The sequence below is a fragment of the Myxococcus sp. CA039A genome (assembly GCF_013336645.1).
GTDB lineage: Bacteria > Myxococcota > Myxococcia > Myxococcales > Myxococcaceae > Myxococcus > Myxococcus llanfairpwllgwyngyllgogerychwyrndrobwllllantysiliogogogochensis.
The window spans coordinates 36095-61592 of the sequence record NZ_JABUMQ010000002.1 but is presented as its reverse complement, the minus strand read 5'-3'; the positions used below and the strand labels follow the sequence as shown (position 1 = coordinate 61592).

Here is a 25498-nt window from a genome sequence, read left to right as displayed (position 1 = left end):
TCGAACTGGAGGGCGATGGCCTCGGGCGTGCGCCGGACCTGCTCAGAGAACTGCTGGGGCAGGGTGGCCTCGGACGGGTAGTCCGCGCGCGTGTCATTCCATTCGACGAGGACGCGCCGGCGTTCGGGCTCGGTCATCAGCGACAGGGTGGAGAGCGGCGCGTCCGCGTCGGCGACGGCTGCTTCCAGCAGGCGCAACAGGTGCGCCCCCAGTCGTTCGATGGTGGAGCGCTCGAACAGGTCCGTCTTGAAGGCCAGTCCTCCGCTGTAGCCCTCCGGCGTTCGGGTCAGGGCCAGCTCCAGCTCGAAGCGACTGACGGTGTATTCCACCTCCACGCTTCGCAGCGTCAGCTCCGGCAGTGCCACCTCCGCGTCTGGCGTGTTCTGCAGGGCGAAGAGGACCTGGAACAGCGGAGTACGGCTCAAGTCACGCGTCGGCTGAAGCTCCTCCACCAGTCGCTCGAAGGGGATGTCCTGGTGCTCGTAGGCCCCGAGCGTCATGTCGCGCACCTGGGCCAGCAGGCTCCGGAACGTGAGGTCCGGAGCGAAGCGGGCGCGCAGCACCAGGGTGTTGACGAAGAAGCCGATGAGGCCCTCCGTCCGGGCATGGTGGCGCCCCGCGATGGGCGAGCCGATGAGGATGTCATCTTGCCCCGAGTACCGGTGCAGCAAGGTCTGGAACCCGGCCAGCAACAGCATGAAGGGCGTGACGCGCTCACGTTGAGCCAGGGCCTCCAGCGCGTTGCTGAGCGCGGGTGACAGGCTCAGGGGGATGCTGGCGCCCTGGTGAGAGAGCACCGCCGGGCGAGGCTTGTCGGTGAGCAAGTCCAGCGTGCCGGCTGCTCCCGAGAGCCGTCCCTTCCACCAGTCGAGCTGCGTCTGGAGCGTCGCGCCCTGGAGCCAGTCGCGCTGCCAGAGGGCGTAGTCCGCGTACTGAATCGGCAGCTCCGGCAGGGGCGACGGCAGGCCCTGGCGGAACGACTCGTAGAGCTGGACCAGCTCGCGCACCAGCACCGTCTGAGACCAGCCGTCGGAGATGGCGTGGTGCATGCACAAGAGCAGCACGTGCTCGTTCGGCTCCAGCACCAGCAACGTGGTGCGCATGAGCGGCCCCGAGGCGAGGTCGAACGGACGGCTCGCATCCTCCATCGCGAGCCGCGTCGTCTCTTCTGCTCGTTGCTCGGCGGACCGGCTCGTGAGGTCCACCATCCGGAGGTTTCCGGGCAGGGCGGGGTGGATGACCTGATGAGGCTCGCCTTCCACCGCGCGGAACGTGGTGCGCAGCGACGCGTGGCGGCGCACCAGCTCGTCGACGGCCTGCTGGAACGCGGTGGGTTCCAGGCGCCCGGACAGGCGCAGCGCCACCGGTATGTTGTAGACCGACGTGCCCGGCTGGAGCTGATCCAGGAACCACAGGCGCTGCTGCGCGAAGGACAGGGGCACGATGCCCTGGCCGCGAGGCTTTCCCAGCTCCGGCAGGGAGCTGCTCGACGTCGCGCTGGTGAGGCGCTCCGCGAGCCCCGCCAGCGTGGGGGACTCGAAGAAGGCTCGCAGTCCCAGCTCCACGCTGAACTCGTCGCGGATGCGCGCCACCAGTCGGGTCGCCATCAGCGAGTGGCCGCCCAGATCGAAGAAGCTGTCGTGACGGCCCACCGTGGGGACTCGCAGCAACTCGCGCCACAGCTCCGCCAGTCGCTCCTCCATGGGCGTCGCGGGCGGATCGTGCGGACTCCCCGTGTCGAAGCCAGACGCGTCCGGAATCGGCAGGGCCTTGCGGTCCACCTTGCCGTGCGTCGTCTGAGGCAGGGCGGACAGGTACATGACGTGCGCGGGCACCATGTACTCGGGCAGCCGTTGCCGCAGCCACGCTCTCGGCTCCTCACCGGTGAGGGCCTTGCCGTCGGCCGTGACGACGTAGGCCACCAGGCGCTTGTCGCCGGGCACGTCCTCCCGAATGAGGACGGCGACCTCGCGCACCTCGGGATGCGCGCGCAGGGAGGACTCGATTTCACCCAGCTCGATGCGGAAGCCGCGCAACTTCACCTGGAGGTCGATGCGTCCCAGGAAGCGCAGCGCGCCGTCCTGCGTCCAGCACACGCGGTCTCCCGTGCGATAGAGGCGCTCGCCGAGCGTGGTGGAGAAGGGATGCGGAACGAAGCGCTCGGCGGTGAGCGCCGGACGTCCCTGGTAGCCACGCGCCAGTCCCGGGCCTCCGATGAACAGCTCGCCGGGCACGCCCACCGGGACGGGCCGCAGCGAGGCGTCGAGGACGTAGACCTGGGTGTTCGGAATGGGGCGGCCGATGGGGATGGAGTCGCCCAGGAGCATGCCCGGTGACAGCACCTGCAGCGTCGCTGCCACGGTCGCTTCCGTGGGGCCGTACGCGTTGATGAGCGCAAGCCCTCGCGCCAGCCGCTCGCGCGCCGTGGGGACGGGCAGTACGTCGCCTCCCACCAACAGCCGAGGCAGTCGGGACAGGGCCTCCGGTTCATGCTGTTGCATGACATCGAAGAGGGCCGTGGCGAGCACCGCGGAGGTGACGTGGTGCTGGTCGATGACGCGGGCCAGCTCCGTCACCTCCGGCGTCCCCGGCGGGTACACGGCGAGCCGCGCTCCGGTGAGCAGCGCGCTCCAGATCTCCAGCGCTGAAGGGTCGAACGTCAGCGGAGTCACCTGAAGGATGACCTCGCCGGGCTCGCGAGACGAGACACCCATGCCGGCGATGAGCCGCAGCACGCCCCGATGGGTGATGGCAACGCCCTTGGGCGTGCCGGTGGAGCCCGACGTGTACGTGACGTACGCGAGGTTGTCCGAGCAGAGCGGTACGGAGAGCGGAGCCTCGGATTGGCTCGCGATGCGCACCTCATTGGTGTCGAGCGCCACCACGGGCCACGCACCCGAGGGCAGCACGCCCTGAACGGAGCTCACGGTGAGGACACCGGCGACGCTGGAGTCCTCAAGCATGAATGCGATGCGCCGCGACGGATGGCTCGAATCGAGCGGGACGTAGCAGCCGCCGGCCTTGAGGATGCCGAGCAGCGTTACGTAGAGCTCCAGGCCGCGCGGAATGCACACGGCGAGGCGGGGCTCCTGCCCCAAGCCCAGGGACAGCAAGTGTCGAGCGAGCTGATTCGAGCGCGCGTCGAGTTCCGCATACGTGAGGTGCTGGTTCTCGAACTGAATGGCGATGGCCTCGGGCGTGCGCCGGACCTGCTCATAGAACTGCTGGGGCAGGGTGGCCTCGGACGGGTAGTCCGCGCGGGTGTCATTCCACTCGACGAGGACTCGCTGGCGTTCGGGCTCGGTCATCAGCGACAGGGTGGAGAGCGGCGCGTCCGCGTCGGCGACGGCTGCTTCCAGCAGGCGCAACAGGTGCGCCCCCAGTCGTTCGATGGTGGAGCGCTCGAACAGGTCCGTCTTGAAGGCCAGTCCTCCGCTGTAGCCCTCCGGCGTTCGGGTCAGGGCCAGCTCCAGCTCGAAGCGACTGACGGTGTATTCCACCTCCACGCTTCGCAGCGTCAGCTCCGGCAGTGCCATCTCCGCGTCTGGCGTGTTCTGGAGGGCGAAGAGGGCCTGGAACAGCGGTGTACGGCTCAAGTCACGCGTCGGCTGAAGCTCCTCCACCAGCCGCTCGAAGGGGATGTCCTGGTGCTCGTAGGCCCCGAGCGTCATGTCGCGCACCTGGGCCAGCAGGCCCCGGAACGTGAGGTCCGGAGCGAAGTGGGCGCGCAGCACCAGGGTGTTGACGAAGAAGCCGATGAGGCCCTCCGTCCGGGCATGGTGGCGACCCGCGATGGGCGAGCCGATGAGGACGTCGTCCTGCCCCGAGTACCGGTGCAGCAAGGTCTGGAAGCCGGCCAGCAACAGCATGAAGGGAGTGACGCGCTCACGTTGAGCGAGGGCCTCCAGTGCGTTGCTGAGCGCGGGTGACAGGCTCAGGGGGATGCTTGCGCCCTGGTGAGAGAGCACCGCCGGGCGAGCCTTGTCGGTGAGCAGGTCCAGCATGCCCGGGGCACCCGAGAGCCGGCCCTTCCACCAGTCGAGCTGCGTCTGGAGCGTCGCGCCCTGGAGCCAGTCGCGCTGCCAGAGGGAGTAGTCCGCGTACTGAATCGGCAGCTCCGGCAGCGGTGACGGGAGGCCCTGGCGGAACGACTCGTAGAGCTGGACCAACTCGCGCACCAGCACCGCCTGGGACCAGCCGTCGGAGATGGTGTGGTGCATGCACAAGAGCAGCACGTGCTCGTTCGGCTCCAGCACCACCAGCGTGGTGCGCATGAGGGGACCCGAGGCGAGGTCGAACGGAAGGCTCGCATCCTCCATCGCGAGCCGCGTCGTCTCTTCCGCTCGCTGCTCGGCGGACCGGCCCGAGAGGTCCACCACCCGGAGGTTTCCGGGCAGGGCGGGGTGGATGACCTGATGAGGCTCGCCTTCCACCGCGAGGAACGTGGTGCGCAGGGACTCATGGCGGCGCACCAGTTCGTCCACGGCTCGTTCGAACGCGGTGTGCTCCAGGCGCCCGGACAGGCGCAGCGCCACGGGCATGTTGTAGAGCGATGTGCCCGGCTGGAGCTGGTCCAGGAACCACAGGCGCTGCTGCGCGAAGGACAGGGGCGCGGAGCCTTGTCCACGACGCCGTCCCAGCTCCGGCAGGGAGCTGCTCGACGTCGCGCTGGTGAGGCGCTCCGCGAGCCCCGCCAGCGTGGGGGCCTCGAAGAAGGCTCGCAGCCCCAGCTCCACGCTGAACTCGTCGCGGACGCGCGCCACCAACCGCGTGGCCATCAGCGAGTGGCCACCCAGCTCGAAGAAGTTGTCGCGACGGCCCACCGTGGGGACTCGCAGCAACTCGCGCCACAGCTCCGCCAGTCGCTCCTCCATGGGCGTCGCGGGCGGCTCGTGCGCGCGGGTGACGCGGTGGAGGCTCGCATCCGGCGCGGGCAGGGCCTTGCGGTCCACCTTGCCGTTGGGCGTGAGCGGCAACACAGCGAGCGGCACGAAGGCCGCCGGCATCATGTACGCGGGCAGCCGCCGCTGGAGCTGGTCATGCAAGGCCAGCACGTCCAGCTCCGGCACCGCGTCCTGCGTCGCCCCGGAGGGCACCACGTACGCCACCAGGCGCTTGTCGCCGGGGACGTCCTCACGCACCTGCGCCACCGCGTCCCGCACCTCGGGGACCGCGCGGAGCGCCGCTTCGATTTCACCCAGCTCGATGCGGACTCCGCGCAGCTTCACCTGCGTGTCGCCTCGACCGAGGTACTCCAGGCCCCCGTCCCGCTTCCAGCGGGCCTTGTCGCCCGTGCGGTAGAGCCGTTCGCCCTGGCCGAAGGGATTGGGGGTGAAGCGATCCGCCGTCAGGTCCGCGCGTCCGACGTAGCCGCGCGCGACGCCCTCGCCACCGATGTACAGCTCGCCCACCACGCCCGTCGGCGTGGGCTCGAAGGCACTGTCGAGCACGTACGTCGTCACGTTCGTCAGCGGTCGACCGATGGGCACTTCCCGCGCGCCCTCGTCGTTGCTCACCGCCATCAGGTCCACCGCAGTGGCCACCGCCGTCACCTCGGTCAACCCGTAGGTGTTCCGCAGGGGAATGGCCGTGCCCGCGCCGCGCCGCCATGCGGCCAATCGCTCGGGGGCCGCGCGCTCACCGCCAATCACCACCCACTTGAGCTGCTTCGGCAAACGGGCGCGGCCCTCCTCCAGGCTCGCGGTGATTTCGTGCCAGAACGCCGTGGGCAGGTTGAGCTGCGTCACACCCGCCGCCTCGCACTTCGCGAGGAACACCGCCGGCGCGTCCAACATGTCCGGCGTGCGCAGCACCAGCGTCCCGCCTCGCGTGAGGCAGGGATAGATCTCCTCCGCGCTCGTGTCCCAACTGATGGACGCGAACTGAAGCATCCGGTCGCCCGGCTCCACGGGATAGGTCTTCCACGCCGCCCGCGTGAAGTTCACCAACGAGCGGTGTTGCACCACCACGCCCTTGGGGCGCCCCGTCGAGCCGGACGTGTACAGCACGTACGCCGCCGCCTCCGGAGGCACGTCCACCGTGAGCGCCGCCACGTCACCCTCGCGAGGCACGGTGTCCACGTCCAGCCAGGCGCGCCCGGCCAGGTCTCCCAGCTTCTCGCGCGCCGGTCCGCGCGACACCACGACGCGCGCGCCGCTGTCCTCCAACATGAAGGCCAGTCGCTCCGCCGGGTACTCCGGGTCCAACGGCACGTAGGCGCCACCGGCCTTGAGCACACCGAGCAGCGACACCAGCAACTCCACCGAGCGCTCCATGCACACGGCGACGCGCGTCTCCAGTCCGACACCCAGCTCGCGCAGGCGCCGCGCCAGCCGCGTGGCCCGGGCCTCCAGCTCGCGATAGGTGACGGAGTCCTCGCCCGACACCACCGCCACCGCGTCGGGAGTCCTGGCCACCTGCGCCTCGATGAGCGCGTGGATGCGCGCATCGGCGGGCAGCTCCTCGCGCTCGCCCGTCCACTCCAGGAGCAACTGCTGGCGCTCCTCCGGTGACAGCAACGGCAGCTCCGACAGCGGCGTCTCCGGCTGCGCGACGATGGCTCGCAGCAACATCAGGAAGTGCAGGGAGAAGCGCTCCAGCGTCGCGGGCTCGTAGAGGTCGGTGCTGTAGCTGAAGGCACCGTTGAAGCCCTCGGGGGTTCGGGTCAGGTCCAGGCCCAGCTCGACCAGGGCGAGGCCCGTTTCGTCGAGGTCGGCCGGAGACACGGACAGCTCCGGCAGGCCGATCTCCGGCAGCGGCGCGTTCTGGAGCGTGAACATGGCCTGGAACAACGGTGTGCGGCTCGCGTCACGCCGCGGCTGGAGCTCCTCGACCATCTTCTCGAAGGGAACGCCCTGGTACTCGTACGCACCCAGCGTCCTGTCGCGCATCTGCGCCAACAGTTCGCGGAAGCCCTGCTTCGGGCCGAAGCGCGCGCGCAGCACCAGCGTGTTCACGAAGAAGCCAATCAGCCCCTCCGTGTCCCCCAGGTTGCGGTTGGCGATGGGCGAGCCGACGAGGATGTCATCCTGCCCCGAGTACCGGTGGAGCAACGTCTGGAACGCGGCCAGCAGCACCATGAAGGGCGAGGCGCCTTCCTTGTGCGCCAGCGCCTCCACGGCCTGGGAGAGCTTCAGCGGAAGGCGCACATCGACGAGGGCCCCCCGGTGACTGAACACCGCCGGACGCGCCTTGTCCGTGGGCATGTCCAGCGCGAAGGGCGCTCCTTCCAACTGCTGCTTCCACCAGCCGACCTGCTCCGTGAGCGTGTCGTCTCGCAACCATGAGCGCTGCCAGACGGCGTAGTCCGCGTACTGGATGGACAGCTCAGGAAGCGGCGACGGGAGCCCTCGACGGAAGGCCTCGTACAGCGCCGTCATCTCGCGCACGAACACGCCGAGCGACCAGCCGTCCGACACGATGTGGTGCACGTGGAGGACCAGGATGTGCTCCTGGGGCCGGAGCTTCAGCAACAGCGTTCGCAGCAGCGGGCCCCGTGCCAGGTCGAACGGACGACGGGCCTCTTCGTTCACCAGCCGGTAGGCCTCCGCGGTGCGCAGGTCCTCCGGGTCCATGTCCGACAGGTCCACCTTCTGCACGGGCACGAAGGTCGCGGGGCTGATCTTCTGGACGGGCTGGCCCGCCTCGGAACTGAACGTGGTGCGCAGCGACTCGTGGCGCCGGACCAGCTCGTCGAAGGTTTGACGGAGGGCGCGCTCATCCAGCGTGCCTTCCAGGCGCAGGGGGAGCGGGCTGTTGTACAGCGTGGACCCCGGCTCGAGCTGGTCAATGAACCACAGGCGTTGTTGGGCGAACGACAGCGGCAGGTCGTCCGTGCGCGGGACGCGCGTGAGGGCCGGGGCCTTCACCTTCGTGGCCGAACCGAGCTTCGCCGCCAGCTCCACCACCGTGGGGGCGCTGAACAGCCTGGCCAGCGGAAGCTCCACGCCCAGCGCGGCGCGGATGCGCGACACCACCTGCGTCGCCATGAGCGAGTGGCCGCCCAGCTCGAAGAAGTTGTCGTGGCGGCCCACGGTGTCGCGATGCAGGACTTCCGCCCAGATGGTCGCGAGCTGGGCCTCCAGCGGGCTTCGCGGTGCCGCATCCTCCGGTGTCGTCGTCACGGACGTCTCCGGAACCGGCAGGGCCTTGCGGTCCACCTTGCCGTGCGTCGTCTGAGGCAGGGCGGACAGGTACATGACGTGCGCGGGCACCATGTACTCGGGCAGCCGTTGCCGCAGCCACGCCTTGGGGTCCTCGCCGGTGGGCGGGTTGCCGTCGGTCGTGGCGACGTAGGCCACCAGGCGCTTGTCGCCGGGCACGTCCTCCCGAATGACGACGGCCACCTCGCGCACCTCGGGATGCGCGCGGAGGGAGGACTCGATTTCACCCAGCTCGATGCGGAAGCCGCGCAACTTCACCTGGAGGTCGATGCGTCCGAGGAAGCGGAGCACACCGTCCTGCGTCCAGCACACGCGGTCTCCCGTGCGATAGAGGCGCTCACCGGGCGTGGTGGAGAAGGGATGCGGCACGAAGCGCTCGGCGGTGAGCGCGGGACGTCCCTGGTAGCCACGTGCCAGGCCCGGGCCTCCGATGAACAGCTCGCCGGGCACGCCCACCGGGACGGGCCGCAGCGAGGCGTCGAGGACGTAGACCTGGGTGTTCGGAATGGGGCGGCCGATGGGGATGGAGTCGCCCAGGGGCATGCCCGGTGACAGCACCTGCAGCGTCGTCACCACGGTGGCCTCCGTGGGGCCGTATACGTTGGTGAGCGAGAGCCCTCGAGCCAGCCGCTCGCGAGCCGTGGGGACGGGCAGTACGTCGCCTCCCACCCACAGCCGGGGCAGTCGGGACAGGGCCTCCGGTTCATGCCGCTGCATGACGTCGAAGAGGGCGCTGGCGAGCTGCGCGGTGGTGACGTGGTGCTCGTCGATGACGCGGGCCAGCTCCGTCACCTCCGGCGTCCCCGGCGGATACACGGCGAGCCGCGCTCCCGAAAGCAGCGCGCTCCAGATCTCCTGCGCTGAAGGGTCGAACGTCAGCGGAATCACCTGGAGGATGACCTCGCCAGTCTCACGAGACGCGAAGCCCGCGCCGAAGATGAGTCGCAGCACGCCCCGATGGGTGATGGCCACGCCCTTGGGTGTGCCGGTGGAGCCTGACGTGTACGTGACGTACGCGAGGTTGTCCGAGCAGAGCGGTACGGAGAGCGGCTCCGAGGACCGACTCGCGATGAGGGGGGAGTCGGTGTCGAGCACCACCACGGGCCAGGGCCCGGAGGGAATCACGCCCTGGACCGCGCTCACGGTGAGGACACCTGCGACGCTGGAGTCCTCGAGCATGAACGCGATGCGCCGCGACGGATGGCTCGCATCGAGCGGGACGTAGCAGCCGCCGGCCTTGAGGATGCCGAGCAGCGCCACGTAGAGTTCCAGGCTCCGCGGAATGCACACGGCGAGGCGCGGCTCCTGCCCCAAGCCCAGGGACAGCAAGTGTCGAGCGAGCTGGTTCGAGCGCGCGTCGAGTTCCGCATACGTGAGGTGCTGGCCCTCGAACTGAATGGCGATGGCCTCGGGCGTGCGCCGGACCTGCTCGGAGAACAGCAGGGGCAGGGTGGCCTCGGACGGGTAGTCCGCACGGGTGTCATTCCACTCGACGAGGACTCGCTGCCGTTCGGCCTCCGTCATCAGCGAGAGGGCGGAGAGCGGCGCGTCCGCTTCGGCGACGGCCGCTTCCAGCAGGCGCAGCAGGTGTGCCACGAAGCGCTCGGCGGTGGAGCGCTCGAACAGCTCCGTGTTGAAGGACAGGATTCCGCTGTAGCCCTCCGTCGTTCGGGTCAGGGCCAACTCCAGCTCGAAGCGACTGGCGGTGTGTTCCACGTCCACGCTTCGCAGCGTCAGCTCCGGCAGTGCCATCTCCGCGGTCGGCATGTTCTGGAGGGCGAAGAGGGCCTGGAACAGCGGAGTGCGGCTCAAGTCACGCGTCGGCTGAAGCTCCTCCACCAGCCGCTCGAAGGGGATGTCCTGATGCTCGTAGGCCCCGAGCGTCATGTCGCGGACCTGGGCCAGCAGGCCCCGGAACGTGAGGTCCGGAGCGAAGCGGGCGCGAAGCACCAGGGTGTTGACGAAGAAGCCGATGAGGCCCTCCGTCCGGGCGTGGTGGCGCCCCGCGATGGGCGAGCCGATGAGGATGTCGTCCTGCCCCGAGTACCGGTGCAGCAAGGTCTGGAAGCCGGCCAGCAACAGCATGAAGGGAGTGACGCGCTCACGTTGAGCGAGGGCCTCCAGCGCGTTGCTGAGCGCGGGTGACAGGCTCAGGGGGATGCTGGCGCCCTGGTGCGAGAGCACCGCCGGGCGAGGCTTGTCGGTGAGCAGGTCCAGCATGCCCGGGGCACCCGAGAGCCGGCCCTTCCACCAGTCGAGCTGCGTCTGGAGCGTCGCGCCCTGGAGCCAGTCGCGCTGCCAGAGGGAGTAGTCCGCGTACTGAATCGGCAGCTCCGGCAGCGGTGACGGCAGGCCCTGTCGGAAAGCCTCGTAGAGCTGGACCAGCTCGCGCACCAGCACCGTCTGGGACCAGCCGTCGGAGACGGTGTGGTGCATGCACAAGAGCAGCACGCGCTCGTTCGGTTCCAGCACCAGCAACGTGGTGCGCATGAGGGGACCCGAGGCGAGGTCGAACGGACGGCTCGCGTCCTCCATCGCGAGCCGCGTCGTCTCTTCCGCTCGCTGCTCGGCGGACCGGCCCGAGAGGTCCACCACCCGGAGGTTTCCGGGCAGGGCGGGGTGGATGACCTGATGAGGCTCGCCTTCCACCACGCGGAACGTGGTGCGCAGGGACTCGTGGCGGCGCACCAGTTCGTCCACGGCCTGCTGGAACGCGGTGTGCTCCAGACGTCCGGACAGGCGCAGCGCCACGGGCATGTTGTAGAGCGCCATGCCCGGCTGGAGCTGATCCAGGAACCACAGACGCTGCTGCGCGAAGGAGAGTGGGAGTCGTCCCGTGCGGTCCACACGAACCAGGGGCGGTTGCTCCCCGCTCGGGCTCGTGCCCTGGGATCGGGCATCCAGACGCGCCGCGAGCGCGGCCACGGTGGGTGCCTCGAACAGCGTGCGCAGGGGCAGCTCCATGCCCAGCGCGCCCCGGACGCGGACGACCACCTGCGTGGCGAGCAGCGAGTGGCCGCCCATCTCGAAGAAGCCGTCGTGAATCCCGATGCGCTCGATGCCGAGCACCTGCGCGAAGAGCGTGGCGAGTGTTTCCTCCAGCGGTGTCCGGGGCGCCACGTACCTGCCGGGCTGCGCGACGGGCGCCTCAGGAGCGGGCAGGGCTTTTCGGTCCACCTTGCCGCTCGGAGACAGCGGCAGCACGCCCAGATGCGTGAAGGCCGACGGCACCATGTACTCGGGCAGGCGCGGCTGGAGATGGGTCTTCAGCAATTCAACCGTCAACGGCTCCGCGTCTCCCGTGACGTAGGCGACGAGGCGCTGGTCGCCAGGGACGTCCTCGCGAACGAGGACGACGGCGTCGCGGACGGAGGGGTGTGAAAGGAGAGCGGCTTCGATGTCACCGAGTTCGATGCGGAAGCCGCGCAGCTTGACCTGGAAGTCGGAGCGGCCGAGGTACTCGAGCGTGCCGTCGGGCAGCCAGCGAGCGACGTCGCCGGTGCGGTAGAGGCGAGCCTCGGTAGCGTCGGAGAACGCATCGGGGATGAAGCGCTCGGCGGTGAGCTGGGGCTTGCGCCAGTAGCCGAGGCCGACCTGGACGCCGCCGATGAAGAGCTCACCAGGGACGCCGATGGGAGTGGGCTGGCCGAGGGAGTCGAGGACGTAGAGGCGGGTGTTGGCGACGGGCCTGCCGATGGGGACGGAGGAGCGGGAGGAGCCGCGAGCGCAGTGGAAGAAGGAGACGTCGACGGCGGCCTCGGTGGGGCCGTAGAGGTTGTGGACTTCCGCGGAGGCCGGCAGGCGCGAGTGGGCGCGGGCCACCAACTCCGAGGAGAGAGCCTCACCACTGCACACGACGCGACGCAGTCCCGAGAGCTTCTCGAGTCCCGGCTCCTCCAGGAAGGCGCGGAGCATGGAGGGGACGAAGTGCAGGGTGGAGATGCGCTGCTCGGAGATGAGGCGGACGAGGTAGGCGGGGTCCTGGTGTCCGCCAGGCTTCGCGAGGACGAGGCGAGCGCCCGTCATGAGGGGCCAGAAGAACTCCCAGACGGAGACGTCGAAGGAGAAGGGAGTCTTCTGAAGGACGGAGTCGTCGGGAGACAGGCCGTACTGCTGCTGCATCCACAGCAGGCGATTGACGATGCCGGAGTGGGCATTCATGGCGCCCTTGGGGCGGCCAGTGGAGCCCGAGGTGAAGATGACGTAGGCGAGGGAGTCGGCGCCAGCCAGGGGCGAGGGAGTCGTCGAGGGCTGACGAGAGACAGCGGCCGCGTCGGAGTCCAGGCACAGCACGCGAGAGGCGTGAGGAGGCAGGACGGGCTTGAGGTGCTCGTGGGTGACGAGGACGGGTGCATCCGCGTCCTCCAGCATTCCGGAGAGGCGCTCGCGGGGGTAGGCCGGGTCCAGGGGGACGTAGGCGGCGCCGGACTTGAGGACGGCGAGGAGCGCGACGACGAGGTCCAGGGAGCGCTCCAGGCAGACACCGACGAGGACTCCGGGACGAGCACCGAGAGAGCGCAGGTGCCAGGCGAGCTGGTTGGCGCGAGCGTCGAGCTGGGAGAAGGAGAGAGAGGAGTCCTCGAAGCGGACGGCCTCCGCGTTGGGAGAACGAAGGACCTGGGCCTCGATGAGCGAGTGCAGGGACACATCGCGCGGGTAGGACTCCGTGCGGCCCTGGAACTCCACCAGCACCTGTCGCCGCTCCTCCTCGCCCATCAGCGGGAGGCGCTGCACCGGCAGGTCCGGTGAGGCCACCACAGTGCGCGCGAGCACGTTGAGGTGCTCGATGAGGCGCTCCATCGTGGCGTCATCGAAGAGCTTCGCGGCGTACTCGAAGCGGCAGGCGAGCTCGCCCTGTCCCTCGACGACTTCCAGGCTCAGGTCGAACTTCGACGTCCCCGTGGCGACGTCGAGCTGGCTCAGCTTGAGCGTCTGATGCGTGGTCTCCGCCGGAGGCGTGTTGATGACGTTGAGGACGACCTGGAAGACCGGCGTGCGGCTCTGGTCTCGCGGCGTCTGGAGCACTTCAATCAATCGCTCGAAGGGCGCGTCCTGGCGCGAGAAGGCCCCCAGCGACTGCTTCTTCACGCGGCCCAATAGCTCGCGGAAGGTCGGCGTCCCCGTGAGCTGGGAGCGCATGGCCAGGGTATTGACGAAGCAGCCGATGAGGCCCTCCGTCTCCGGCTGCGTGCGGCCCGCGATGGGGATGCCGATGGCGAAGTCGTCCTGGCCCGCGTGGCGGCCCAGCAACGCCTGGTACAGCGCCAGCATCACCATGAACGACGTCGCGCCTTCCTTGCGGCCCAGGGCGAGCAGGGGCTCCGTCACCTCGCGACTCAGCACGAAGCGCAGGCTTCCACCGTCGTAGGACTGCACCGCCGGACGCGGCCGATCCACGGGCAGCTCCAGCGCGGGTACTCCAATGAGCTGGTCCTTCCACCAGCGAATCTGTCCGTCGAGGACCGCGCCCTCCAGCCACTCCCGCTGCCAGACCGCGTAGTCCGCGTACTGCACGGGCAGCTCGGGCAAGGGGTTGGGGATGCCCGCGCTGAAGCACGCGTAGAGCACCGACATCTCTCTCGCGAGCACCAGCGAGCACCACGCATCCGAGATGGCGTGGTGCATGACCATGTTGAGGACGTGGTCCTGTGGCCCCATGCGCAGCAACACCGCGCGGATGACCGGACCTTGCTCCAGGTCGAACGTCCGCGCGCCGTTCTCCTGGCAGCGGCGCATCAGCTCGGCCTCGCGCTCCTCGGAGGTCGCTCCAGCCACTACCTCCAGCGGCATGGGCAGGCCACCCTTGGGGTGGATGATCTGCACCGCTCCGTCCTCGGTGAGCTGGTACGTGGTCCGCATCACCTCGTGACGCTGCACCAACGTGTTCAGCGCGGCCTGGAGCGCGTCGGTGTCCAGCGGACCGACGAGCCGGAAGCTGGAGCTGTTGTTGTACGCGGTGCTCGTCGGGTCGAGCTGCTGCAGGTACCACAGGCGCTGCTGCGCGAAGGACAGCGGCAACGGCCTGTCGCGCCGTGCCCTCGGAATCCCCGTGGGCGCGGTGGGCACCGTGGCCGCACGGGGCGCGGGGCTCTCGGTCTTCGCGGGTGGCGCCTTGGCCACGGGGGCAGGGGGCTTGGGTACGGAGACCTGGACATTCTCCACGCGTCCATCCGCGCGCAGTCGCGCATGGCGGCCGGTGCGGAACACCTGGGACGCGCCTCCCATGGGGTGGGCCACCAGACGACGGCGCTCCTCCTCTTCGGAGCGCCACAGTCCGGAGGGCAGGCCCGCGCCTTCCAGCGCCAGCTCTCCGACGACTCCCACGGGCACGGGGTGGCCCGCGCCGTCGAGAATCCACGGACGGAGGCCCGCGGGGATGCGCTCCTCGGGGCCTCGGGGAACCAGCGCGCCTTCTCGTGCGCCGCCCGCGAGCAAAACCTGGAGTCCCGAACTCTGATGCAGCGTCGTGGCCAGCTCGGGGGAAGCCCCATCGAGCACCAGGGCTCCCACGGGCCCCAGCGCCTCACGGGCGCCGGGCAGCTCGGTCAGCGTGCGCGCGAGGCGCGCGGACGTGTGCAGGAGGACCTGGCCTGATTGCCGTGCCAGCTCCAGCACCTCGCCTACGCCCTGGTCGCCTTCCACCAAGACCTGCTCGTGGCGCGTGGCGGCCTCTTGCTCCAGGCGGTCTCGGATGGCGGAGAGCTTCTCGAGCCCCTTGAGCACCACGGGCGTCTCGAGCCCGAAGTCGATGAGCGCGGCGATCTCATCCACGTCCGCCACCCGCACGTCGAGCAGGCGCTTGAAGCCGCTCTCCACCGTGCCGATGAGGCCCGTGCCCTTCGCATGGTGCTCGAAGGTGTGCTCCAGGAGGGTGTTGATGTCCTCCTCGGAGACCTTGTCGATTTCGCCCTGGTGCCCCTGGGCCGCGAGCAGCGTGGCGGTGATCTCCGCCGAGCTGCGGAAGTAGCCCAGCAGCGGCTTGCGCACCGTGCGAAGGACTTCCTGTTCATCGTCGCCGATGAAGGCGTGCAGCATCACCGTGACGTGGCCTCGACCCGGGTGGCCGTTGCGACGCCACGCCTCCCGGTAGAGGGCGACCCGCTGCTTCAGCTCGTCGATGGACAGCGCGAGCAGGCCGGTGAGCACGCCCGCGCCCACCTCGCCGGCCAGTCGGAACGTCTCCGGATTGCCCACGGCCGTGAGCCAGACGGGCAGCTCCTTCTGCACGGGCTTCGGACGCAGCCCGACCTCCACCGTCACGCCACCACCACCCAGCCGCTTCATCTTCTCGCCCCGCCACAGGGAGCGCAGCGTCGCCAGGTGCTTCATCAGGATGTTGCGGCGGTCCTCGAAGTTGGCCGGAGCGAACGAGAAGTCCGCCACGTGCCAGCCCGTGGCCACCGAGAGGCCCACGCGGCCGCCCGAGAGGTTGTCCACGACGGACCACTGCTCGGCGACCTGCATGGGGTCATGCAGCGGCAGCACCACGCTGCCGGAGCGCAACTGCAGGCGTTTGGTGATGGTGGCCAGTGCCGCGGCGACGACCGCCGGCTGCGGGTAGAGACCGCCGAACGAGTGGAAGTGCCGCTCGGGCGTCCAGACGGCCGAGAAGCCGTGGGCATCCGCGAACTTCGCGCCCTCGACGAGCAGCTCGTACTTGGGACCCGTCATCGAGTCCTCATCGTTGGCGAAGTAGATGAGGCTCATGTCCATCGCCTGGGTGCGAGGACCGCCGCCTTGCAGTCGCACCAGTCGCGCGGAGACCTGCTCGGAGGGGAACGCCACGCGCAGACCGCGCGAGAGCGCCCACAACATCTCCAGCTCCGGACGCTCCGCCGACGTGTCGACCGCCGCGAGCCACGTGCCGTCTTCCGACGGACGCAGGCGCTCATCCAGCGCGGTGAACAGCTCCGCCAGGGAGTGATGGTCCAGCGTCCACGCCGGCTGGCCCGCGCCCGAAGGCAACAGCCAGGCCGCCGCATCCGCGCGAGTTCCACGTGCGCCCGTGCTCGCAGGCACCGATGCGTCGAGGACATCCTCGAGGTAGAGCGTGCGCGTGGCATCGAGCTTCGAGGAGGTGACAATCCCTCGCCAGGTGATGAGCAGGGGCGTTGCCGCGCCCTGGGGCGCATAGGCCGCGAGCCCACCCAGGTCCGTGGCGCCGAGGGCCACCACCGCGCCTCCGGCTTCGAGGACACCCCAGAGGACCGCCAGCTTCGAGGGGGACGGAGGCAGGCAGACCGCGACGGGGGCTCCGGGAGTCAATCCCGTGGCACGCAGTCGGGCGGCGACATTCTCCGCGCGCCGGGTCAGCTTCGCCCAGGACCAGGACTGGTCCCCGATGATGGCGGCCACGGTGCCCGGGCTCCGCTTCGAGCGCTCAGCGAGTTGGGCTGGAACGGAGGTGGAGACACGCACGGGACGCGGCGCGGGCCAGGTGGCGCGCTCGGTCTCGGTGGCCAGGGGCAGGCGAGAGACGCGCTCATCCGGACGAGCCATCGCGGACGCGAGCAGCACGTGGAGGTGGTCCACCATCCGACCGGCGGTCGCCGCGTCGAACAGCTCCGTGGCGTACTCCAGCGCGCCGTGGACGCGGCCCGACTCGTCACCGAGCACGAGCGTCAAGTCAGACAGCGTGGTGCCCCACTGCACGGGGCCGTCCGGGACTTCGACGATGGAGCCGCGGACCCCGGTCATCTCCAGGGCCGCCGCTCCGCCGCTGATGCCGCTGTGGAACACGAAGACGGTGTCCGTCATGCGCCCACGGCCAATGTCCTTGCCGGGGACGAGTGCTTCCACCAGGTATTCGAAGGGCACGTCCGGACGGGACTGGACCTCGTTCAGTTCCTGGCGCACACGGTTGAGCAGCTCACGGAACGTCGGGTCGTCCGCGAAGCTGGTGCGGAACGCGGCGGAGTGCGCCACGTATCCGATGAGGGGCAGCAGCTCCGGCCGGGTGCGATTGCCCAGGGGCGTGCCGACGATGATGTCCGTCTGTCCGCTGTAGCGGTGCAGCAAGGTCTGCCACGCGGCGAGCACCAGCATGTACGACGTGAAGCCCTCGCGTTTACCGAACGCGCCCAGCTCGCGGGCCAGGGCTCGCGGGAACTCCACGGGCAGGCGCACGGAGGTGAGCGGGCAGCTCGCGGGGCGCTTGCGGTCCGTGGCCACCTCGAGCTGACGCGGCATTCCCGCGAGCCGCTGACGCCACCACTGCTCCTGCTCGGGGAAGCGGCCCTCGCGGATGCCGCCGCGCTGCCACGCGCCGAAGTCCGCGTACTGGATGGGCAGGGGAGGCAGGGGCGACGGGCGGCCTTGCTTGAAGGCGCCGTAGAGCTGCACCAGCTCGTTGATGAAGAGCGCGGTGGAGAGCGTGTCGCAGACGACGTGGTGGATGCTGCCCAGCAGCAGGTGGTGCCCAGGCTCCAGCCTGAGCAGTGAGGTCCGGATGACGGGCCCGTTCACCAGGTCGAACGGGAGCATCGCCTCCTCGCGCGCCAGGCGCATGGCCTCGGCTTCGCGCAGCTCGGGCGTGGCTCCGTGTACGTCGACGATGGGGAGGGGGATGTGTACGTCGTGGTGGAACCGCTGGACGGGTCGGCCGTCGACCACGTCATACGTCGTGCGCAGGGCCTCGTGCCGTCGGACGACCTCCTGGACCGCGCGCGCCAGCGTGGCCGCGTCCAGATCTCCTTCGAGTCGCAGGACGAAGGGGATGTTGTACGCGGAGAGGCCGGGCAGGTGCTGCTCCAGCCGCCAGACACGTTCCTGGACGAAGGAGAGCGGCAGCTCGGTTGTGCGGGGCAGGGGGACCAGGGGCAGCTCGCGCGTCGGCGCGGCGACGGGGGCCTGCCGCAGCATCGGCTCGATGCGCAGAGCGATGCCGGCCACCGTGGGCGCCTCGAACAGCGCCGCCAGGGGGAGCTGCACGCCGAACGCTTCTCGGACCTGGTTGAGAAGCTGCGCGGCCATCAGCGAGTTGCCGCCAATCTCCAGGAAGTCGTCGTCGCGGCCGACGAACTCCAGGCCCAGACGCTCACGCCAGAGTCCCGCGAGTCGCTCCTCGATGGCACCGCGCGGTGCGTCCTCGCGAGTCGGCGTGGCTTCCACGGGCTCCGGCTCGGGAGTCACCGGTGGCGACCGAGGTGCCTCCACTGGCGCCACGTGGCCGGGTCGGAATCCCGAGGGTTCCAGCGACGCTACCTGGGCTGGCTGGAAGCCTGAGGTCTCCGACGGCGCCACGTGGGCAGGGCGGAAGCCCGCGGACTCACTCTGGACGGCGTGAGTGGGCCGTGAGCCAGCGGGTTTGGACGGGAGTCCGTGCACGGGCGGTGAGCCGGGAGAACCGGCCGGGACTCCGTGGGCGGGCCGGACGCCAGTGGCCTCCGATGGCACCACGTGAGCAGGCCTGTACCCAGACGACTCCGACGGAGCAACCAACGCCGGCGGTGGCACGAGCCCCGTCGTCGTCGGACGCCCGGGCTCCGTCCCGGACGCCATGGCTGTGACAGACGGAGGATGCGCGACCGGCGTTGGTGCTCCGGACGCGGCCCTCATCTGCACGGACTCCGCGACGACCAGGGGCTGCACAGGTGCAGCGCCGGGCTTTGCCTCCACCCAGACGCGCTTCTCCTGGAACGGATACGTGGGCAGGTGCAGTCGGTGTCGCTGCTCATGCGCGAAGAAGGCGGACCACTCCACCTCCACACCCTGGGTCCACAGCTCACCCACGGACGCGAGGAGACTCGCGTGCTCGGGCGTTGAGGTCCCCCGCCGCAGCGTGGCGAGCGCCTTCACCCGGTCCTTGTCCTGGCCCAGTGATGCGCGCACCAGCGGCGTCAAATCCTGTCCAGGGCCCACCTCCAGCAACACGCTGCATCCCTCTTCGAGCAGCGCTCCCACCGCGTCGGCGAACAACACCGGCTCGCGCATCTGGTCGGCCCAGTACCGAGGCTCGGCCAGCGCCCCGGTCCGTGCCCACGTGCCCGTCACGCTGGACGCGTAGCGCACCGTCGGCTCGGAGCGGCGCAGCGAGGCCACCACCCGCGAGAGTTCGGGCATCAGCGGCTCCACATCCGCCGAGTGGAACGCATGGGGCGCGGGCATCCGCACCACACCGACGTCCCGGCGCTTCAGCGTCTCCTGGAGTTGCTCCACCTCCGCCACGGGGCCCGCGACGACGCAGCGGTCCACCGCGTTGACCGCGGCCAGGGACAGCCGGCCCGACAGCAGCGGCTGCACCTGCGACTCGGGCAGCGCCACCGCGAGCATGGCTCCCGGCGGCATCCGGTGCATCAGCTCGCCTCGGGCCACGGCCAGCTTCAGGCCGTCCTCCAGCGACAACACTCCGGAGACGCAGGCCGCGGCGTACTCACCGAAGCTGTGTCCCAGGACGGCATGGGGCTTCAGGCCCCAGTCCATCCACATCCGCGCGAGCGAGCACTCGACGGTGAACAGCGCCGGCAGCGCGACGCGCGTGTCCGCGAGCAGCGTCGCGTGCTCGGCCTCCTGTCCCGGTGCGGAGGTCAGCAGCGTGCGGACCTGGGCCCGCAGCGCCGGAGTCAGCAGCGACAGGCACGCCTCGACATGGGCGCGGAACGTGGGCTCGGTGTCGAGCAACTCTCGACCCATGCCCAACTGCTGGCTCCCCTGGCCCGGGAAGATGAAGGCGATGCGGCGCCGACGCGCGGCCTCCGTGTCCTTCACCTTCGTCGGCGTGGAGGGCTTGAGGAGCTGTCGCGTCAGCTCGGCCGCGTCGCGAGCCACCACCACGCGGCGATGCTCGAAGACCTTGCGGCCAACGGCGAGCGTGAAGGCGGCATCCGCCACGGGCAGGGCTTCGGCATGCGCCTCCGCATGGGAGGCGAGCTGCTTCGAGGCCGCATCCAGCGCCTCGGGCGTGCGTGCGGACAGGACGAACAGGTGATGGGTGCGGGAGCTGCTGCCGCTCGGAGACATCGGGGACTCCTCGAGCACGGCGTGGGCGTTGGTGCCGCCAATGCCGAAGGAGCTGACCGCGGCGCGCCGCGGGGTCTCGCTCCTCGGCCACGGCCGAAGGGTGGTGTTGACGAAGAAGGGCGTGGCGTCGAAATCAATCTGCGGATTGGGGCGCTCGAAGTGCAGGCTCGGGGGAATCTCCCCGTGCCGCAGCGACAGCGCGACCTTGATGAGGCCCGCGAGTCCGGCGACGGTATCCAGGTGGCCGACGTTGGACTTCAACGAGGCCAGGGCGATGGTGCCTCGGTGCTCGGGGCCCAGGCCGTAGGCGCGCTGGAGCGCCGTCACCTCGATGGGGTCTCCCAGCGGAGTCGCCGTGCCGTGCGCCTCCACGTAGCCGATGTCCGAGGCCGGCACGCCGGAGCGCGCGAGCGCCTGGCGGATGACCGCGGACTGCCCCTGCACACTGGGCGCGGTGAAGCCCGACTTGTCGCGCCCGTCGTTGTTGGTCGCCGTCGCGCGAATCACCGCGTAGATGGCATCGCCATCCCGCTCCGCGTCCTCCAGGCGCTTGAGGACGACGCAGGCCACGCCGTTGCCGGAGACGGTGCCCTGCGCCGCCGCGTCGAACGAGCGGCAGTGCCCGTCCGGCGAGAGAATCATTCCCTCCTGGTACACGTAGCCCGTGCGCTGGGGCACCGACAGGCGCGTCGCCCCGGCCATGGCCACGTCGGACATTCCCGCGAGCAGGTTCTGGCAGGCCAGGTGGACGGCCACCAGCCCCGTGGAGCACGCGGTGTGGATGAGGACGCTCTCACCGGTGAGGCCCAGCTTGAAGGACGTCTTCGTGGCCAGGCTCTCGTGAGTGGCCGTGCCGTAGAGTTCGAACAGCGCGGCGCCATCCAGCGGCACCGTGGCGCGCACCGCCTCCGTGTAGCCGGAGTCGATGGCCCCCGCGTACAGGGAGATGGCCCCCGGGAAGCGATCAGGGTCGATGCCCGCGTCTTCCAGCGCCGTCCAGGCCGACTGGAGGAACACGCGCTGCTGCGGGTCCAGCCACTGCGCCTCGCGCAGGGACATGTCGAAGAACGCGTGGTCGAAGCGGTCCGCGCCTTCGAGCACGCCCCCCGCCGGGACGAACGCCGGGTGCTGGCTCAGGTCGATGCCCTCGGGGAGGCCGGGCATGCGCTCCAGCTCCTCGGGCTTGAACCAGGTGATGGACTCGATGCCTCCGCGCAGGTTGCGCCAGAACTCGCCCACGGACCTCGCGCCGGGGAAACGTCCCGCCATGCCGATGATGGCGACGGCCCCCGAGGTGGAGGGCTTGGACACGGGGCGCTGAGGCTCGGGCTCGACGTGAGGCGTCGCCGTGGCGGCGGCCTCCGCGCCCTGCTTCTCCAGGGCACGGGCGAGCCCCTGGACGGTGGGGTGTTCGAACAGCCACACCACGGGGAGCGGCTGGCCCAGCTCTTCACGCAAACGCGCGGCGATGCGCACGACGGAGAGCGACGTGCCGCCCAGCTCCTCGAAGAGGTGGTCATGCATGCCGACGCGCTCGGTGCCCAGCTCCTTCGCCCAGATGGCGGAGATGCGCTGCTCCAGCGGATTCGCTGGCTCGACGAAGCGGCCCTGTCGTCCCGTGGACGCGGCATCCGGCTTCGGCAGCGCCTTGCGGTCCACCTTGCCCGTCGAACTCAGCGGCAGCGTGGGCAGCGTGACGATGACCGACGGCACCATGTACTCGGGCAGCCGCTGGCGCAGCCCCGCGCGCAGTTCGGCCGTGTCCAGCGTCTGGCCCTCCCGCGCGGAGACGTAGGCCACCAGTCGCCTGTCACCCGGGACGTCTTCGCGAACCACGGCGGCGACTTCGTGCACGGCGGGTTGCGAGGCCAGGGCGGCTTCCACTTCGGACAGCTCGATACGGAAGCCGCGGATCTTCACCTGCTGGTCCGTGCGTCCGATGAACTCCAGCACGCCCTCGGCCCGCCAGCGGACGACGTCACCGGTGCGGTAGAGCCGCTCTCCCGGGAGGTTGCCGTAGGGATTCGGGACGAAGCGCTCGGCGGTGAGGTCCGGACGCGACACATAGCCGCGAGCCACACCCAGGCCACCGAGGTACAGCTCGCCAGGGACGCCCACGGGCACCAACTGCTGCCGGGCATCCAGGACGTACGCCTGCGTGTTGTCGATGGGCGTTCCAATGGGGAACGACACGCCCGACGGCATCGGCCGCTGGATGGAAAAGGCCGTGGCGATGACCGAGACCTCGGTGGGCCCATAGGCGTTGGTCAGCGAGCCGCGCACCGTGGACAGCGCGCGATGCGCATGGGGCGCCGAGAGGACCTCACCGCCGACGTGAATCTCCTTCAGGCGCTCCAGGATGTCGGGGCGGTGCTCCACGAGCTGCGCGAAGAGGCCCGAGGGCAGGTGCGTGAACGTGACGCCATGCCGCTCCATGACCGCGCCCAGCGTGTCCAGGTCACTGGGGACGGCGTTGGCCGGGTAGATGACCACTCGGCCGCCATGCAGCAGCGAGGGGCACAGCTCCAACACCGAGCCATCGAACGAAATGGGCGCGAGCAGGATGCTGGTCTCTCGTGCTCCGTACCGCGCGTACCGATCCGCGTGGCACAGGCGCAGCAAGCCCCGGTTCTCGATGGCGACACCCTTGGGCCGCCCCGTGCTGCCGGACGTGAAGATGACGTACGCGAGGTTGCGGGGGCCCGCGCCGGAGCTCGGTGGCGTCGTGGGCCATGAGTCCAGCTTCAGGTCCTCCAGGTTCAGGCTCTCCAGCCCCGAGTCAGGGAGGGACAGCCGCTCCCGCAGCGCGCGCGAGGAGACGAGCAGCTTCGGCCGCGCGTCCTCGACCATGAAGGCCAGGCGCTGGGCCGGGTACGCCGCGTCGAGCGGGACGTAGGCACCACCCGCCTTCATCACGGCGAGGATGGTGACCACCATGTCGAAGCCGCGCTCCAGGCACACGGCGACGAGGACCTCGGGCCCCACACCGCGAGAACGCAGCAGGTGCGCGAGGCGGTTGGCCCGTGCCTCCAGCTCCCTGTACGTCAGCTTCTGTTCGCCGGACTCCAGGGCGATGGCATCGGGGCGCAGGTTCGCCTGTCGCGAGAACCCGTCCACGAACGTGGCATCCGCCGGGAAGGGCCGCACGGTGTCACTCCAGTCGACCACGAGCTGACGGCGCTCGTCCGACGAGAGCAGGTCCAGCGTCCCCAGCGCACGGTCCGGAGTCGCCACCACGGCTTCGAGCAGGTTTCGCAGGTGGCTCGCGAGGCGTGCCACCGTGGGCGCGGTGAACAGCTCCGTGCTGTACTCGATGACGCCGCGCAGCCCGTCCGCCTCTTCCACGAGGACGAGGCCGAGGTCGAAGCGCGCGGTGTCGTTGTCCACGTCGAGCTGGCGCAACGTCAGGCCGGGCACGTTCATCGTCGTGGCGGGCGTGTTCTGGAGCGCGAAGACCACCTGCACCAGCGGCGTGCGTCCCAGGTCTCGCTGGGGCTGGAGTTCCTCGACGAGCCGCTCGAAGGGCAGGTCCTGGTGCTCATACGCCGCGAGGGTCGTCTCACGCACCTGGGCGAGCAATGCGCGGAATGAGTCCTCCGGACGCACCCGTGCGCGCAGCACCAACGTGTTGACGAAGAACCCGACCAGTCCCTCCAGTTCGCCATGGCGGCGGCCCGCGATGGGCGAGCCGACGAGCAGCTCATCCTGCCGGCTGTAGCGCGAGAGCAGCGTCTGCCACGCGGCCAGCAAGGTCATGAAGGGCGTGGCCCCTGCCTGCCGTCCGAGGGAAACGACGCGATTCACCAGCTCACGAGGAAGCTGGATGGCGTGCGAGGCCCCCCGCGGCGTGCGCAGCGCGGGACGCGGCAGGTCGGTGGGCAGATCGAGGACGTGAGGCGCGCCTTCGAGTCGCTGCTTCCACCAGGCGACTTCCCTGGCGAGCGTGTCGCCCTGGAGCCACTGGCGCTGCCACGCCGCGAAGTCGACGTACTGCACCGGCAGCGGAGACAGCGCCGGAGCCTTCTGCGCGGAGAAGGCCTCGTAGGCCAACGCCACCTCGCGCACCATCACCGCCAGGGACCAGCCGTCCGAGATGATGTGGTGCATGACGAGCACCAGTACGTGCAGCTCCGAGTCGAGCTTCACCAGGACGGTGCGCAGGAGCGGCCCGGCGCTCAGGTCGAACGGCTGGCTGGCCTCCTCGGCGGCGTACTTGCGCGCCGCGGCCTCGTGCTCCGCAGGCGAGACGTCGGTGAGGTCGGCGAGCGGCAGGGTCCACGGCTTGTGGGGATGGAACGTCTGCGTGGGCTGGCCGTCCTTGAGCGCGAAGGTCGCGCGCAGGGGCTCGTGACGGGAGACGAGGACGTCCAGCGCCTGCCGCAGCGCCTCGGGATTCAAGGCGCCTTCCAGCCGGACCGCGCCGGACACGTTGTACTGGGTGCCTCCTGGCTGGACCTGGTCCAGCAGCCACAGCCGCTGCTGCGCGAACGACAGCGGCAGCTCCCCGTCGCGAGGAATGGGCCGCAGCGGCGGCACCTGCGACGGTGTCGAGCGGAAGAGCATTCCCTCTTCGACAAGCTCGGTGACTCGGGCCACGGTGGGCGCGTCGAACAGGGCGTGCACGGGGAGTTCGACGCCGAACGTGGTGCGGATGCGAGAGACGAGCTGGGTCGCGAGCAGCGAGTGTCCGCCGAGCGCGAAGAAGTCGTCATGCAGCCCCACGTGCTCGACACGGAGCAGCTCGCGGAAGGCGCTGGCGACCCGTTGCTGGAAGGGCGTGAGTCGTTCAGGTGCCGTGGGCGCGGTGGTTCCTCCCGTGGTCGGTGTCACCGGGGCCGGGAGCGCCTTCCGGTCCAGCTTCCCGCTCGGAGACAGGGGGAAGACGGGGAGGCTCACGAAGGCCGAGGGCACCATGAAGGTGGGGAGTCGGGTCGCCAGGTGGTCCTTCAGCCCGGTCGTGTCGGACGACGCGGACTCCTGGACCACGTAGGCGACGAGGCGCTGGTCGCCGGGGACGTCCTCGCGAACGAGGACGACGGCGTCGCGGACGGAGGGGTGTGAAAGGAGAGCTGCCTCGATGTCACCCAGCTCGATGCGGAAGCCGCGCAGCTTGACCTGGAAGTCGGAGCGGCCGAGGTACTCGAGAGTGCCGTCCGGCAGCCAGCGAGCGACGTCGCCGGTGCGGTAGAGGCGGGCCTCGGGAGCGTCGGAGAAGGCGTCGGGGAGGAAGCGCTCGGCGGTGAGCTGGGGCCTGCGCCAGTAGCCGAGGCCGACCTGGACGCCGCCGATGAAGAGCTCACCAGGGACGCCGATGGGAGTGGGCTGGCCTTGGGAGTCGAGGACGTAGAGGCGGGTGTTGGCGACGGGCCTGCCAATGG

Annotated in this window: 1 protein-coding gene (only partly in view); it reads right to left on the bottom strand. The window is 70.0% G+C overall.

This entire window lies inside a single protein-coding gene on the bottom strand: locus HR086_RS00485, encoding a non-ribosomal peptide synthase/polyketide synthase (RefSeq protein ID WP_174464524.1). The 46692-nt coding sequence extends 5716 nt beyond the window's left edge and 15478 nt beyond its right edge, so the window shows coding positions 15479-40976 — codons 5160 (partial) to 13659 (partial); the first complete codon in reading order (the gene reads right to left) occupies positions 25494-25496. The start codon and the stop codon both lie outside this window.